Below are 15,358 nucleotides of genomic sequence, written 5' to 3' on the forward strand. Positions count from 1 at the left end.
TCTATACCCCCAAGGAAATGGTCTCTTGCAACATCCCCTCTATAACGGCCAATACACCAAGACCGTCGCAGATGCCGCTCGAATATCTTGAAAGTAAGCGCAATTGCTCAAACGCCGGATCTTTCAGCAGTTTGGGTAAAATTTTCTGTAAAGACGGCACGGTAGGAATAGCAATAACAGCATTCAACTCTGCGAAAGCCGCTGCGACCTCTTTCTGATTCTCAGCCAAAACCAATTGTATCGTCGGCAGGCCGAGGCAACAGCGCTCCCAAGAGGTGCTGCCCGCCGCGCCAATGGCAAAATCTGCGTCTGTCATCAGGCGCGCCATATCGTGCACGCCGACCAGCACACGGGTCGGCCGAGGCATCGCGGCGGCTTTCGCCCTTACCTGCGCCAGAAAGGGTGCATGCGGGCCCATCACCACGGTAATCCGCAGGTCAGGTGGCAACTCGCAGCCGCCCAACGCGTCGAGGATCGCGCCAGTCGCGTTGTCCTTGTCGACACCGCCCATCGTGATGAGCAGATGCTTGAACTCTGACTGCTCACGCCGTGCCAGGCTTTCGGCGCGCAGGGCGGCGAACTCGGGACGCAACAGGGCGTAGCGCGGACCGATCAGGGTTTGCGCGTCCGGCGGCAGCAGATCACAGTAGTCTTCAACCCGCCGACCAAGGCTCTGGTCGAGCAGGAGGTCGCAATCGTGCGGGCGGTCGGCGAGATCGTCGATCACCAGCAGGCGGCGATAGCTCGGGCGCACCGCTTGTTCCCATCGGCGATCAAGCGCGTAGTGGTCCACGACCATCCAGTCCGTAGATACACCGGCCAGTGCCTCAAGACTGTCTTGCGCATCAGTAGCCCAGTTCGTACCGAGCCAATGCGCGTGGGGAGGAGCATCGCAATCCATGGCAGCCAGTGCATCGGGGCGAGGCAAGGCAATGGCCTTATACCCGCGGCCGGCAATCAACTCGAGCAGGTTCCCTTCATGCCGACGACACAGAAACAGGCACTCCGCTCCGTCTTCGCGCAGAGCATCCGCCAACGTCAGGCAACGCATGACGTGGCCGGTGCCGATCTCCACCGAGGCGTCGGTACGGAAAGCGATACGCTTGGGTTGGCGGCTATCGTGGGTCATTTTGAATCGACGCCTTCACTCCGGTATCCACCGCAGCCTTGAACATGAGTTCCGCCCGTTTCCAATCCTCGGACGTATCGATATCTTGAACGCGGTGGCGCGGCAGCGGAACCGGCGCACTGGCAGGACCAAACAGTGGCGTCCCCGTCAACCACGCTTTTGCCTTCCCCCAATAGAATTGCCCAGCGTCGTGCCAGGCTTCTTCCAGATCCTGCGAACGGGTATTGAAATGCTCGGGCTGTAACATCTCCACACGTCGCTCCGGCGTCAATCGGAGCGCGCGCTGGATTGGAAACGGATAGCTCGTGACGGAAAAGGCATAGTCCGCACCGCTATCGTCGAGCACATAGAGCCCCCGTCGGATATCAGCGGCCCTGATGAAGGGTGCGGTCGCATAAATGCAGCAGACTTCCTGCGCCGTCGGGCCGTTCTCGTCCTGCCACCGCACCGCATGAGCGATGACGGGAATGGTCCCGGTATGATCGTCCGACAGTACGGCCGGGCGCACGAACGGCGTCTCCGCCCCATATTCCCGGCCGACCTCGGCGATCTCGGCGTCATCGGTGCTGACGATGATGCGTTCGAAGCAACCGCTTTCAATCGCGGCGCGGATTGACCAGGCAATCATTGGGAGTCCCACGAACGGCCGGATGTTCTTACGCGGAATACGCTTGGAACCGCCCCGCGCGGGGATGACGGCAAGCCTCATTGCCCGATCGCCTCCCGCAGCACTTTGACGACGAAATCCTGCTCGGCATCGGTCAATGCTGGGTGCATCGGGATGCTGATCGCTTCCCGGTAATATTGCTCCGCGTGTGGGTAATCGCCCTCACGGAAACCCATTGCCTGATAATGCGGCTGGATATGTACCGGAATATAATGCAGATTGACCATTATATCGCGCGCGCGCAGCGCATCGAACACCTCAAGATGCGTGGCTTCAATCCGGTCGAGCTGTAGGCGGACCACATAGAGGTGCCAGGCCGAATGGCTATCTGGATGCTGCCACGGCAGGGTCAGTGGCAGATCAGTCATCAGGCTTTCATATCGCGCCGCAATCTCGTGGCGGCGCAAGACATATTCGGCCAAGCGGGTCGCTTGGCTAACACCGAGGGCGGCCTGTATGTCCGTCATGCGGTAATTGTAGCCGAGCGCGACCTGCTGATAGTACCACGGCCCATCCATACCCTTGGTCATCAGCGCTGGGTCACGGGTGATACCATGACTACGTAACAAGCCGAGGCGTGTCGCCAGCCCATCGTCATTGGTCAGAGCCATGCCGCCTTCAGCAGTGGTAATGATTTTAACAGGGTGGAAGCTGAAAACCGTGATGTCGCTGTAGCGGCCATTGCCGATCGGCTCGCCCTTGTAACGGCCGCCGATAGCATGCGAGGCATCCTCTATGATGCGGAAGTTATATTTCAGGCCAAGCGTATGGATTGCCGCCATATCGCAGGGCTGACCGCTAAAATGCACCGGCACAACGATCTTGGGCAGACGGCCGACCCTCTCAGCCTCCATGAGTTTGCGCTCCAGCGCCTGCGGGCAGAGGTTGTAGGTGCGGGGGTCGATGTCGACGAAATCGACCTGTGCGCCGCAATAGAGAGCGCAGTTGGCAGAGGCGACGAAGGTGTTGGGCGTCGTCCACAGCCAGTCGCCGGGACCGAGATCGAGCGCCAAGCAGGCGATGTGCAGCGCCGATGTGGCGCTGTTGACGGCGACCGCATGGCGGGCGCCGACATGCGCGAGCACCGCTTGCTCGAATGCCGGGATATTGGGACCTTGGGTCAAATTTGTGGATTTAAGCACACCGATGACGGCGTCAATATCGTCCTGCGTGATATCCTGTTGCCCATAGCGAATCATGTTGGTTGAACCGTTCCGATGTTAAGAGGACGTAGCCATGCCGGTATTACGACCGAGCCGCCAGCAAGCGACGGTCTTCCAGACAAGGATCAGAATGAAGGATGCGCCCAAGCCGATCGGCACCGCCAGAAGGGGTTGAAACATGCCCACCAGCCATGTCGATAACCCGAACACCGGCAGAGTCACCAAATGGCTTGCGATAATCGACCTATCCTTCCCGTAGGCATAAAGCACATAATGCGGCACCATGCCGAGGGCGTTGATTGTCATTGCCATCAATATCCAAGGGTACAGCCGAATCGCATTCTTGTAGACCGGGTCACCAATCCAATCCAATAGGAAGGGTAGCACCAACCAACTGACAAAGGCGAAGGCTACACACAATGCCAGGGTCTGCAGCAGTATCTGCCACATGCGCTTGCGGGCCAGGGCATGTTCACCGTCATGAGCCAGCCGGATAAGTTCTGGACAAGCATAAGCGAACACACCCGCGTCAAGAAATACTAACAAGGTGCCGGCTATACCCAGGAACAGCACATAGGCCCCAACCATCTGTATACCACCAAGCGCTTCCAACCAGTATCGGTCGACGGTTTGGATGCCCCTCAGAGCCAAGGTTGCGCCGAGAAAAGCCGCGCTTAAGACGACGCCTTTCCTGATCCACCCCCAGTCGATTGGAAGACGCCAGCCGCCCATCCGCAACTTCCTCAATTTCACAATGCCTAGCGCGGCGGTAACCACCCCGGAGAATGCCCACAGCGCCATAACAGCATTGAGATTCCTGCTCTCCGCGCACCAAGCCATCAGGGCGACAATTACGAGCCCCCAACTCCCCTGACGCATAAATAGGAGTAGGCTAGCGGAAATCTGTTGCGATAACGCAATGAGCAGACGGTATATTTCCTGATTGAAATATTCGAGTAGCAGAAGCGGGGCGAACCACCAGATCAGATAAATGGGCCAGCCGACATACCGAAGCAGAAGGATCGCGAGAGGTAGCAGCAGTACGTAAAGTACCGCCGATAACGCTGCTTGCCCCTTGAGCATCTGACCTCTCCGGCCTTCGGAAGTCCGTATAATCTCGCGCGTGGTATAAATATAGAAATCCAACCCAACAAAATACATTCCATAGGAAACCGTGGCAGAAAAAATACCGTAGTAGCCAATTGAAGAAGGATCTATGTATTTTGCCAAAAAAAATATAAATAAAAACCGTATGCAAAGCGTCATACTCCGCAATACAATGTTGACAATTCTCTCAGCACTGAAAAGCAAAGAACTCCCCTATAGAACCATTATAAATGCTCTTTGCGCTTCGCCTTCTAGATTTTCCGGTAACTTTGCAACAACTCTAGCGACGTGGTATCGCTTCTGCATCAGATCCATACGGCAGCTTCGGTGCAATCCGGGTCATCTAACCGCCACCGAGGGATCACCGTCGATTTTGCCGAGGGGTTATGGCCTTTAAGGGCTTGATGATCAAGTGGGCACCATGGATTGCAAATTTGGTTCTGACATGCTCCCCTGAAATATCCTCGCTTTAAGATTAGGCTGTTCTCTGGAGATGCAGACAGAAAATGAAGCGATGCCGTTTCATTGACGAACAGATCATCGGCATTTTGAAGGAGCACCAGGCTGGGTTGTCGGCTGTTGAAATGTGCCGCAAATATGGTGACAGCGACGCGACCTTCTACAAGTGACGCTCGACGTATGGCGGAATGGACGTGCCGGAGACCAAGCGCCTGAAGGCTTTAGAGGACAAGAATGCCAAGTTGAAGCGCCTTCTCGCCGAAGCGGCGTTCGATGTATCAACGCTGAAGTAAATGCTCGGAAAAAACTTCTGAAGCCCGGCTCAAGGAGGAACGCCGTGAACTGGCTATGAGCGAGAAAGGTTATTCCCAGCTCCGCGCTTGCGGTCTGGTCGACATAGACCCGCGTGTCTTCCGCTATCGGTCGACGCGGGGCGATGACGCCGCGCCCCGCACGAGGCTAAAGGAACTGGCCAGCCAAAGGCGTCGCTTCGGCTATCGTAGCCTGCATGTCGCTCAAGCGGCAAGGTATCAAGGTCAACTGGAAGAAGCTGTATAGGCTTTACAAGGAGGAGAGCGGCTGACCGTGCGCAAGCGCGGCGGTCGCAAAAGAGCGCTGGGAACGCGAGCATCGATGGCAATCCCGCAGGAACCTAACCTGCGCTGGAGCCTGCACTTCGTCTCCGATGCTCTGGTCGACGGCAGGCGCTTCCGCATTCTCTGTGTCCTCGACTACTTCAGCCGAGAGTGTCTTGCTAGCGTGGTCGACACTCGCTGTACGGCGAACGTGTCGGTCGTGAACTGAACGGGATCGCCCTCAGAACGGGCTATCCCTGCATGATCGTCTCGGACAACGGAGCCGAACTGGCGTCGAACGCCACCCTAAAATGACAGCAGGATCATGCTGTCGCGTGGCATTACATCGCGCTGGCCAAGCCATTGCAAACGGCTTCGTGAAGAGCTTCAGTGGACGCATGCCTTAACGGGCACCTATTCACCAGCTACCGCCATGCCAGGGAGATTATCGAATGCTGGAGAAACGACTATAACTTGGACCGCCCGCACACGAGCCCCAACGGCTTGCCCCTCATGAGTTTACAGCCCGGTCCAAACAGGATCAGAACATAGACAGAGCTAACTTGTAAACGCGGACGATCAGGGGGAGCACGTCAACGGAAATCCCCCAGTCTTGGCGAGCAAAAATCCGCAACTCTCCCTACAGTACGCCTTTGTAGACCGCCATAAGCGGTGACCAGTAAGCAGTACCGTGGAAAACGACTTGCCGATCTCCAGCCGCTCCAGAGCACAGGCCCGAACAGTGTCCTGAATTCATCCATCCGAAACCGGTCGCGAAACAGAGACCAACATCCTCCCGCGATAAGGCTTTCGCCCCGGGCACCATGTCGACAATAGGCAAGATGATCTTTGGGGTCCCTCCGTAGTCCTTCGGCAACTGGAAAATAGGCTTCTCTGCACTTCACAATGTCCGCTCGCCGCATTGGCGCGGCTATTCGTGTCCGGCGTGAAATGTTTCTCTGGCCTGAAGAAGGGAGGGCTGGCTGGGGCGCCAGGATTCGAACCTGGGAATGCCGGTACCAAAAACCGGTGCCTTACCGCTTGGCGACGCCCCACCGAGCCAGATCGCTCAGCGATGCCTCGGCACCTCAAAGCGAATCTTCGAGATTGCTCTAGCAAGGGTCGATATTGGATGCAACACACTTCGATCGGCCGTGTGCGTCCAATGCTGGAGACTGCCCTTTGGGGCGAGAATAGTACCGATACGCCCCTCATAAAAATTCGCTTTTTAGCGGGAACAAATTTTGCGGCACCGCATTTCAGGAATGCAACTGCAAACACCCCCGGATGCGGTTGCGAGGGGGACCCGAGAGCGATGTGCACGCTCTTGGGTCTCAACCATGCCGGGGATTTCTCTTCCGGAAACAGCATGCGCCGGCCGCTGCAAACAACCGCACGGCTCGCGCCAAACCTGCGAAGCCAAGCGGAAGGAGCGCGTCATGGTCTTCAAGGAAGGCACCTTCAAGGGCGTGCAGCCCGAGCATTTCGATGGGCCGCATCCCGCCCGGCTGGAAACGGCGGTCGCCGATGCGCTTTCCATGGCGGGCGATGTGGATGCGTCCGATATCGCCGTGACCTGCGTTGGGACGCGTATCCTGCTGTCCGGCAGCGTCGGCTCTGCCGATGAGGCCGGGCGGGCGGTGGCGGTGGCCGCTTCGCTCAAGGATGTGAGCGAGGTCGACAGCCGGCTCACCTGGCTCTAGCAAAAAGCCGCCATTGCCCCCTACTCTCCGGAATGCTAGTTGCAGTGCAGCAAACTGGAGTGATGCCGGATGCTTGCCGCAAGACCGACCTATGACGCGCTGTACCGGGATTTTCACTGGCAGATCCCCGAACGCTTCAATATCGGCACCGCCGTCTCGTCCGCCTGGGCGGCACGTGAACCGGACCGGGTCTGCCTCCAGCATTTCCTGCCCGATGCTCCCCCGCTTTCCATGACCTATGGCGCGCTTGCCGCCCGCTCGGATGCCTTTGCCGCCGCGCTCAAGGCGGAAGGCGTCACGAAAGGCGACCGCGTTGCGATCCTGCTGCCGCAGGGGTTCGAGACGGTCGTCGCCCATGTCGCGATCTACAAGCTCGGCGCCATCGCGCTGCCGCTGGCCCTGCTCTTCGGTGCGGACGCCCTGCTCTTCCGCCTGAAGAACGCCAGGGCAAAGGCCGTCGTCACCAACGGCTTCGGCCTGACGCGGCTGGCATCGATCCGCGCAGAGCTTCCGACGCTGGAGCTCGTGATCTCCACCGAGCCGGCGGATGGCGTGGAGGCCAAGGACTTCCAGGAGCTGGTGTCCCGACATGCCGGCCCCTTCGAGGCCGTGGACAGCGGGCCGGACGATCCGGCCATGATGATCTACACCTCGGGCACGACCGGCCCACCGAAGGGCGCGCTGCACGGCCATCGAGTGCTGCTCGGCCATGTGCCGGGCTTCCAGATGCATCACGAGTTCCTGCCGCAGCCGGGCGACCGCATCTGGACGCCATCGGACTGGGCCTGGGCGGGCGGCCTGCTCAACGTGCTGCTGCCGGCGCTGCTGCTCGGCGTGCCCGTCGTCTCCTCGCCCGGCCAGAAGTTCGACCCCGACATGGCCTATCGCATCATGCAGGAGATGGATGTGCGCAACGCCTTCATCCCGCCGACGGCGCTGCGGCTAATGAAGACGGTCGAGAAGCCGCGGGAGAAATACCGGCTGAACCTGCGCACCATCGGCTCGGCCGGCGAATCGCTCGGCCGGGAAACCTGGGAATGGGTGCGCGATACGCTCGGCATCACCATCAACGAATTCTACGGACAGACCGAGTGCAACATCGTGCTCGGCTCCATCGGCAAGCTCGGCATCTCCCGGCCGGGGCCGATCGGCAAGGCCGTGCCGGGCCATGTGGTCGCGATCATCGATGCCGAGGGCCGGGAGCTGCCGCGCGGCACCGTGGGGCAGGTCGCGGTGAAGCGCCCGGACCCCGTCATGTTCCTCGGTTACTGGCTGAACGAGAAGGCGACGGCGGAGAAATTTATCGGCGACTGGATGACGACGGGCGATCTCGGCCGCATGGACGAGGAAGGCTACGTCACCTTCTTCGGCCGCGACGACGACGTGATCACCTCGTCAGGCTACCGGATCGGCCCGAGTGAGATCGAGGATTGCCTTGCCGGGCATCCCGCCGTGCAGCTCGCCGCCGCCGTCGGCAAGCCGGACCCAGTGCGCACGGAGATCGTCAAGGCCTATGTGATGCTGCGCCCGGGCCATGCGCCGTCGCCGGCGCTGGCGCGCGACATTCGCGACTGGGTGAAGTCCCGGCTTTCCATGCACGAATATCCGCGCGAGGTGGATTTCGTCGATTCCCTGCCGCTGACAACCTCCGGCAAGGTCATCCGCCACCTGCTGCGCAAGCGGGCGGCGGAAGAAGCCTCCTTCGCGGCATAGGGCATTTTGTGCAATCGCATGATCCAACGCCAAAGCGATCCCGCTCCGGCTGGAAATGCTCTTGGCTAGAGTTTGTCAGGGAAAAGTGGAACCCGGTTTTCCCGATAAGACAAACGGAAACAAGGGAATCTAGAGTTTGTCAGGTTCAGAATGAACCTGACAAACTCTAGCGCCGCGCCAGCGAACGGATCTTCTCGCGCAGCAGCCGCGCCACGTTGCGGGTGTTGCGATAGAGATGGAGCTGCGTCGCCACCTGCCGCACGTCGCGGTCGCGGTTCTGCTGCAGGCCGATGACCAGCGTGCCCATCTCCTCGCGCTCTTCCCAGAAGCGGCTCATCACCGGATGGTCCGGCACGGCGCAGGAATCCGACCGGACGATATTGGCGTCGTCGAGATGCCATTCCGTCAGTTCCGCCAAAAGCAGCTTGCCCGGCGAATATTTCGCGAACTCCTCATCGAAGGCCGTCTTCCACGTATAGGCCTCGCCGCCCGTCAGGAAGACGACCATGGAGGCGATGGCGCGGCCGTCGAGATCGAGCGTGTGGATGCGCACGCCGTCGGTCTCGGCCAGATTGGTGATCGCCTCGCGGGCGAAGGCGGCGCGATAGCGATCGTTGATCATCGCCGTGCGGCCCCGGCCCTTCCAGCCGGAGGCCTCCAGCAGCAGGAATTCCTCCATGCGCAGGCGAATATCGGCCGGCTGGCGGGCGACGTTGTAGCCGAGCATGCCGAGTTGATCGAGCTTTCGCCACTGGCGGCGCAGCTCGCGGAAATGCTCCGGCGATATGGCGTGCTGGAGATAGGTCTGGCCGTCGAGCAGGCTCTCCAGCATCGGCCGGCGATAGGTGTCGGTGACCGTGACCGGAAGGTTGCGGCCGATCGCGACGGCGCGGATCAACTGCGCGAAGGGACCGTCGAGGCGAAGATCGGGCAGGACGAGGATCGGCGGCAGGCCGGCGCTGCCGCCGCCCAGTACGTCCAGCAGGTTGTCGAGCGTCTCGGCGGCATCCTCGGCGTCTACGAGCGGCGTGCCGAGCGGGCCGAAGGGGTTCGACCAGACGCGCAGGATGCTGGAGCCGATGGAAAAGCCCGGCTTTTCGATGGAGAACGGCATCAGGAAGCGAAGGCGGCTGCGCCCCGCTGCCTCGTCGCGGATGACGGCGAGGCGCACCGTGCGGTCCTCGAGCCGCGGCATGGCCGGCGCGAGGAACCGGCCGGTGAAGAAGACGTTCGGCTCCATGACGCGGTTCGACAGGAAGTCCAGCTCCTGCTGCAGTTCGTAGCCGGCCGTCGCCGGATAGAGGGCGAGCGAGCGGCCCGGCTTGCCGGTGGCGATGCGCTGGTCGGCCGGCGGCTGCGCCAGCGGGGCTGCCGGCGGGATAGCGGCCTGGGCGCGCCCGCCCGCAAGCGCATGGTCGAAGCCGTGGCTATCGGTCATGGTGGTCCATCCCGTTGGTAAGGCTTGCCGTCACCGGATTGGCGAAGGCGAAGAGAATGATAGAGAGCTTGCCGCGCACCGCGATATGCAGGAGCACCGCCTCCACGACCATGGCGCTGGCCGTGGCGATGGCGGCGCCCGTCAACCCGAAGAGCGGAATGAGCGTGACGTTGAAGAGGACGTTGGCGGCGAGCGCCACGGCATAGACGGCGACGCAGAACCGCTGCTCGCCGGCCATGGTGAGCAGAACCTCGCCGGGGCCGACCAGCGCCTTGGCGAGAATGCCGGCGAGGAGGATCGCCATCAGGCCATGACCGGCCGTGAAGGCCGGGCCGAACAGCGACAGGAGGACATGGCCGAGCGCCAACACGGCAAGCCCGACGACAAGCGACGGCCAGAAGCTCCAGCGCACCGTCTCGCCGGCAAAGCGCGCCAGCGCCGCCCGGTCGCCGGAGGCGAACAGGGCCGAAAAGCGCGGAGCCGCAGCGGCCTTTACCGAGAAGACGACGAAATGCACCAGCGCCATGGTCTTGGCCGCCGCGAAATAGATCGCGACGCTTTCCGGATCGAGGAAGATGCCGACGACCAGCACATCCGAATTGGTGAGCAGGAAGCTGAACCCCTCGATGAGGAAGATCGGCAGCGCCGCCTTGATCCAGAGGGAGATTTCGACCTTTCGAGGCCCCGGAACATAGCGCGTGCCGAGCCGTCGCACGATATTGATGAACTGCACGACGGTGGTCAGATAGGTGGCGGCCAGCGCCGCGACCATCGCGGTCTGCGCCGTATGCGGCTCATCCAGCCACATCGCCAGAACCATGAAGACGAGGATCAGCAGCGGGCGGATGATGTAGGTAGGGCTGAGCGCAACGAGCGCCCAGCTATGGGCGCGGGCGGTGCTGTCCAGCACGTCGCCGAGCGCAATCATCGGCATGCAGAAGAGGCCGATGAACAGCGGTATGACATAGTAGTCGGAGAAGGCCCCATGGAAAAGCCAGAGGCAGAGGAAGCCGACCGCCGCCAGCACCGTGGAGGACAGCATGGCGAAGACGCGCGCCGTGGAAATGAGGCCGCGGATTTCCGCATGGGCGTTTCGCCCGGCATAATCCGGCAGGAAGCGCACGACGGTGGTGTGGAAGCCGAGGCAGGACAGGTCGCCGCAGATGACGACGAGCGCCCAGGCGAAGACGAAGACGCCATATTCGAACTCCCCCATCATGCGGGCGAGAACGATCTGCGAAAGGAAGGCGATGGCGGCGCTGACGACGCGGATGGCGAAGGTGACGAGCGCCATGCGCTGCGCGCGATTGCGCGGATCGTCGCTGGCGAGCGCGCGCAGGAACGGTTCCGCCTTGCCGCGCAGGCCCGCGGGCAGCAACCTCTCCGCCGACTGTATGACCGCCATGAACACAGGAACCCGAACGCTACGCAGGACTGAACGAGCGCCAGTCTTGTCAGATCAGGGTTAACAAACGGTTGGATGGACTGCCGCGCGGGGCCTCGCCCGTAAAGAAAATGCCGCCCGGAGGCGGCATTTCAGGATGCTCGTCACGCCTGCTCGAAGGCGCCGTGGCAATGCTTATATTTCTTGCCGGAACCGCAGGGGCAAGGCTCGTTGCGCGCGATGCGGCCCCAGGTCGCGGGGTCGTTCGGGTCGCGGTCCTCGACGGCGACGGCCATGAAGCCGCTGCCTTCGCCGAAATCGTCCTCGCCGGTCGTGCCGTCGATGTGATGGCCTTCCATTTCCGGCGGCACCGGCGCGGGCGCATCGGCGGCCTGGCGCACCAGCTCGACGCGCATCAGCTGCGCGGTCACGGTCTGGCGCAGGTTCGCCAGCAGCGCCTGGAACAGTTCGAAGGCCTCGGCCTTGTATTCCTGCAGCGGATCGCGCTGGGCATAGCCGCGGAAGCCGATGACGGAGCGCAGGTGATCGAGATTGACGATATGCTCGCGCCACAGGTGGTCCAGCGTCTGGAGCAGCACCGAGCGCTCGACATAGGTCATGATCTCGGGGCCGAAGCGTTCCGCGCGATCCTGCGCCGCCGCATCGGCAGCCGTCCGCAGGCGCTCCAGGATATCCTTCTCGTCGATGCCCTCTTCCGCCGCCCAGGCGTCGATCGGCAGGTCGAGATTGAGCTGTTCGAGAACGCCATGCTTCAGGCCGGCGACGTCCCACTGCTCCGCATAGGCGTTTTCCGGAATGTTCAGGCGCACGAGGTTTTCGACCACCTCATGGCGCATGTCGCCGACGATTTCCGACAGATTCTCGCCGTCCATCAGCTCGATGCGCTGCTCGAAGATGACCTTGCGCTGGTCGTTGAGAACGTCGTCGTATTTCAGGAGGTTCTTGCGGATATCGAAGTTGCGCGCCTCGACCTTCTTCTGCGCGCGTTCCAGCGCCTTGTTGATCCAGGGATGGACGATGGCCTCGCCTTCCTTGAGACCCAGCTTCTGCAGCATGGAATCCATGCGCTCGGAGCCGAAGATGCGCATCAGGTCGTCCTGCAGCGACAGGAAGAACTTCGAGCGGCCCGGGTCGCCCTGACGGCCGGAGCGGCCGCGAAGCTGGTTGTCGATACGGCGGCTTTCGTGGCGCTCGGTGGCAAGGACGTAGAGGCCGCCAGCGGCGAGCGCCTGTTCCTTCAGCTTCTTCACCTCGGCGATGATGGCGTCGCGCTTGGCGTCGCGCGCGGCACCCGGCTCCATCTCGGCAAGCTCGCGCTCAAGCCGCATCTCGACGTTGCCGCCGAGCTGGATGTCCGTGCCGCGGCCGGCCATGTTGGTGGCGATGGTGACGGCGCCGGGAACACCGGCCTGCGCCACGATATAGGCTTCCTGCTCGTGGTAGCGGGCGTTCAGCACCTGGAAGTCCTTGAAGCCGGACTTCTTGAGCAGTTCGGCCAGAAGCTCGGACTTCTCGATGGACGTCGTGCCGACGAGGATCGGCTGGCCCTTCTCGCGCGCCGCCTTGATCTCCTCGATGATCGCCTTGTACTTCTCTTCCGCCGTCCGGTAGACCTCATCGTCCTCGTCGATACGCTGGATCGGCAGGTTGGTCGGCACTTCCACGACCTCGAGGCCGTAGATGTTGCCGAATTCCTCGGCTTCCGTCGAGGCCGTGCCGGTCATGCCGCCGAGCTTGGAATACATGCGGAAATAGTTCTGGAAGGTGATCGAGGCCAGCGTCTGGTTTTCCGGCTGGATCGTGACCTTTTCCTTGGCTTCCAGCGCCTGGTGCTGGCCTTCCGAATAACGGCGACCCGGCATCATGCGGCCGGTGAATTCGTCAATGATGACGATTTCGTCGTTGCGGACGATGTAGTCCTTGTCGCGGGTGAAGAGCTTGTGGGCCTTCAGCGCGTTGTTGATGTGGTGAACGATGGCGACGTTCTCCACGTCGTAGAGCGACTCGCCCTTGAGAAGACCTGCCTGGCGCAGCAGGTTTTCGAGCTTCTCCGTGCCGATTTCGGAGAAGTTGGCGGAGCGCTGCTTCTCGTCGATCTCGTAGTCGGCCTCGTCCAGCAGCGGAATGTAGGCGTCGATGGTGGTGTAGAGGTCCGAGCGGTCGTCGAGCGGGCCGGAGATGATCAGCGGCGTGCGCGCCTCGTCGACGAGGATCGAGTCCACTTCGTCGACGATGGCGAAGAAGTGGCCGCGCTGGACCATCTGGCTGCGCTCGTACTTCATGTTGTCGCGCAGATAGTCAAAGCCGAGTTCGTTGTTCGTCGCGTAGGTGATGTCCGAGGCGTAGGCCGCGCGGCGCTGGTCGTCGTCGAGGCCATGCACGATGACGCCGGTCGAAAGGCCGAGAAAGCCGTAGATCTTGCCCATCAGGCCGCTGTCGCGGGAGGCGAGGTAATCGTTGACCGTCACGACATGCGTGCCCTTGCCGGCCAGCGCGTTGAGATAGACGGGCAGCGTCGCGACGAGCGTCTTGCCTTCGCCGGTCTTCATTTCGGCGATCGACTTCTCGTGAAGGATCATGCCGCCGATGAGCTGGACGTCGAAGGGACGAAGGCCGAGAACGCGGAAGGCCGCCTCGCGGGCGACGGCGAAGGCCGGCACCAGGAGGTCGTCCAGCGTCTTGCCGGCTGCGAGCTGTTCGCGGAATTCGACGGTCTTGGCGCGCAGCGCCTCGTCGGAGAGCGCCTTGATCTCGGGTTCCAGCGCGTTGATCGCATCGACGCGGGATTTATAGGAACGGACGCGGCGATCGTTGGAGGAGCCGAACAACTTGCGGGCAATGCCGCCGAGGCTGACCATCAGAATGGTCCTTTCTTTATGGGCGCCCGGCGCGTGACGGGCCGCACGATAATTGCGCGCAAAGCCGTGAAACGCCCGGAAACTGTTCTGGACGCGGGATTGCGTGACAGATAAGAGGGGGGTCGAATGATGTCAACGGCTCTGACGGTTGCACAACTGCCACATTCTGGTGGTGTTGAACCGTCCGGCACCGGATATCGACCCGATTCCGGCGAGGATGTGAAAGGTCTTTTCGTAATGTTCAAGTACAGCAAGCTCGCGGCAGTCGCCCTGATCGCGATCGCCGCAGCCAGCAGCAATGTTCGCGCAGAAGATGCTCCGGCCGATCCGGTCATCGCCAAGGTCGGCGCCGTCGAGATCCACGAATCGGAGCTGAAGCTCGCGATCGCCGGCCTCGACCCGCAGCTCGCCAACCTGCCGGACGACCAGAAGCGCGTCGCCGCCCTCTCCTCCATCATCGACGTCAAGCTGCTCGCGGCCGACGCCGACAAGGAAGGCCTGAAGGACAGCGCCGACTTCAAGCAGCGCCTCGCCTTCCTCACGGACCGCGAGTTGCACAACGCCTACTTCAAGAAGCACGTCGTCGATGCCGTTACCCCGGAAGAGGTGAAGGCGCGCTACGAGAAGGAAATCGCCGCGATCACGCCGGAAGACGAAATCCGCGCCCGCCACATCCTCGTCAAGACCGAGGAAGAGGCCAAGGCCATCATCAAGGATCTCGACGCCGGCAAGGACTTCGTTGAAATCGCCAAGGAAAAGTCGACCGACCCGAACAAGTCGGAAGGCGGCGACCTCGGCTATTTCTCCAAGGGCCGCATGGTTCCGGAGTTCGAAGCAGCCGCTTTCGCGCTTGAAAAGGGCGCCTATTCCAAGGAGCCGGTGAAGACGCAGTTCGGCTTCCACGTCATCAAGGTCGAGGACAAGCGCAAGCAGCAGCCCCCGGCGCTGGACCAGGTCGAACCGCAGGTTCGCCAGCTTGTCATGCGCGACAAGTATCTGGAGCTTCTGGAGAAGGCCAAGGCCGCCGCTCCGATCGACATCCAGGACGCCACGCTGAAGACCGCCTATGACGCCGTGAACAAGCCGGTCGCCGAAGGTGAAGGCGAAGCCGCCCCGGCAGCGGAAGGCCAGCAGTAAAACG

At 61.6% G+C, this 15,358-nt stretch carries 10 protein-coding genes, 1 tRNA gene and 1 pseudogene; 4 read left to right on the plus strand and 8 right to left on the minus strand.

What is annotated here, in order from left to right; all coding sequences use genetic code 11:
* Position 1: 1 nt before the first annotated feature.
* From pseG to K8M09_RS15670, 4 genes are read right to left on the minus strand one after another with little or no spacing between them, the layout of a single operon-like run.
* Positions 2–1,129, minus strand: a complete 1,128-nt coding sequence (pseG, locus tag K8M09_RS15655) for a UDP-2,4-diacetamido-2,4,6-trideoxy-beta-L-altropyranose hydrolase (protein WP_160787962.1) — start codon at positions 1,127–1,129, stop codon at positions 2–4.
* The gene (gene pseF / locus K8M09_RS15660; RefSeq protein ID WP_160787963.1) at positions 1,116–1,838 is read right to left on the minus strand and encodes a pseudaminic acid cytidylyltransferase; all 723 of its coding nucleotides are present in this window, start codon (positions 1,836–1,838) and stop codon (positions 1,116–1,118) included. Before pseF ends, pseG begins: the two co-directional genes overlap by 14 nt.
* Positions 1,835–2,995, minus strand: a complete 1,161-nt coding sequence (pseC, locus tag K8M09_RS15665; RefSeq protein WP_160787964.1) for a UDP-4-amino-4,6-dideoxy-N-acetyl-beta-L-altrosamine transaminase — start codon at positions 2,993–2,995, stop codon at positions 1,835–1,837. Before pseC ends, pseF begins: the two co-directional genes overlap by 4 nt.
* 21 nt (positions 2,996–3,016) lie before the next feature.
* Positions 3,017–4,270, minus strand: coding sequence for a lipopolysaccharide biosynthesis protein (locus K8M09_RS15670; protein ID WP_160787965.1), 1,254 nt, complete (start codon positions 4,268–4,270; stop codon positions 3,017–3,019).
* A gap of 302 nt (positions 4,271–4,572) precedes the next feature.
* On the opposite strand from K8M09_RS15670, the pseudogene K8M09_RS15675 reads away from it, so the two are divergent.
* Positions 4,573–5,669, plus strand: a pseudogene (locus tag K8M09_RS15675) (IS3 family transposase).
* 411 nt (positions 5,670–6,080) lie between these two features.
* Here K8M09_RS15675 and K8M09_RS15680 read toward each other — a convergent pair.
* Positions 6,081–6,155 (minus strand) — tRNA-Gln (locus K8M09_RS15680).
* A gap of 384 nt (positions 6,156–6,539) precedes the next feature.
* Between K8M09_RS15680 and K8M09_RS15685 the strand changes: the two genes are divergently transcribed.
* Together K8M09_RS15685 and K8M09_RS15690 are read left to right on the plus strand one after the other, a co-directional pair.
* A complete protein-coding gene (locus tag K8M09_RS15685; RefSeq protein WP_160787966.1) occupies positions 6,540–6,803 on the plus strand; it encodes a BON domain-containing protein in 264 nt (87 codons plus the stop codon).
* A gap of 69 nt (positions 6,804–6,872) precedes the next feature.
* Positions 6,873–8,516, plus strand: coding sequence for an AMP-binding protein (locus K8M09_RS15690; RefSeq protein WP_160787967.1), 1,644 nt, complete (start codon positions 6,873–6,875; stop codon positions 8,514–8,516).
* 166 nt (positions 8,517–8,682) lie between these two features.
* Here the strand turns inward: K8M09_RS15690 and K8M09_RS15695 are convergent, their stop codons facing one another.
* The 3 genes from K8M09_RS15695 to secA form a co-directional block, all read right to left on the minus strand.
* Positions 8,683–9,954, minus strand: a complete 1,272-nt coding sequence (locus K8M09_RS15695; RefSeq protein WP_160787968.1) for a GNAT family N-acetyltransferase — start codon at positions 9,952–9,954, stop codon at positions 8,683–8,685.
* Positions 9,944–11,359: a lipopolysaccharide biosynthesis protein gene (locus K8M09_RS15700; protein ID WP_160787969.1), complete on the minus strand. Its 1,416-nt coding sequence runs from the start codon at positions 11,357–11,359 to the stop codon at positions 9,944–9,946. Before K8M09_RS15700 ends, K8M09_RS15695 begins: the two co-directional genes overlap by 11 nt.
* Positions 11,360–11,502: 143 nt before the next feature.
* Complete coding sequence (gene secA, locus K8M09_RS15705; protein ID WP_160787970.1) at positions 11,503–14,217, minus strand: preprotein translocase subunit SecA; 2,715 nt, start codon at positions 14,215–14,217, stop codon at positions 11,503–11,505.
* Positions 14,218–14,454: 237 nt separating this feature from the next.
* Between secA and K8M09_RS15710 the strand changes: the two genes are divergently transcribed.
* On the plus strand, positions 14,455–15,354 hold the full coding sequence (locus tag K8M09_RS15710) for a peptidylprolyl isomerase (RefSeq protein WP_160787971.1): 900 nt from the start codon (positions 14,455–14,457) through the stop codon (positions 15,352–15,354).
* Positions 15,355–15,358: the final 4 nt, after the last annotated feature.

The sequence above is a fragment of the Shinella zoogloeoides genome (assembly GCF_020883495.1).
Classification (GTDB): Bacteria; Pseudomonadota; Alphaproteobacteria; order Rhizobiales; family Rhizobiaceae; genus Shinella; species Shinella zoogloeoides.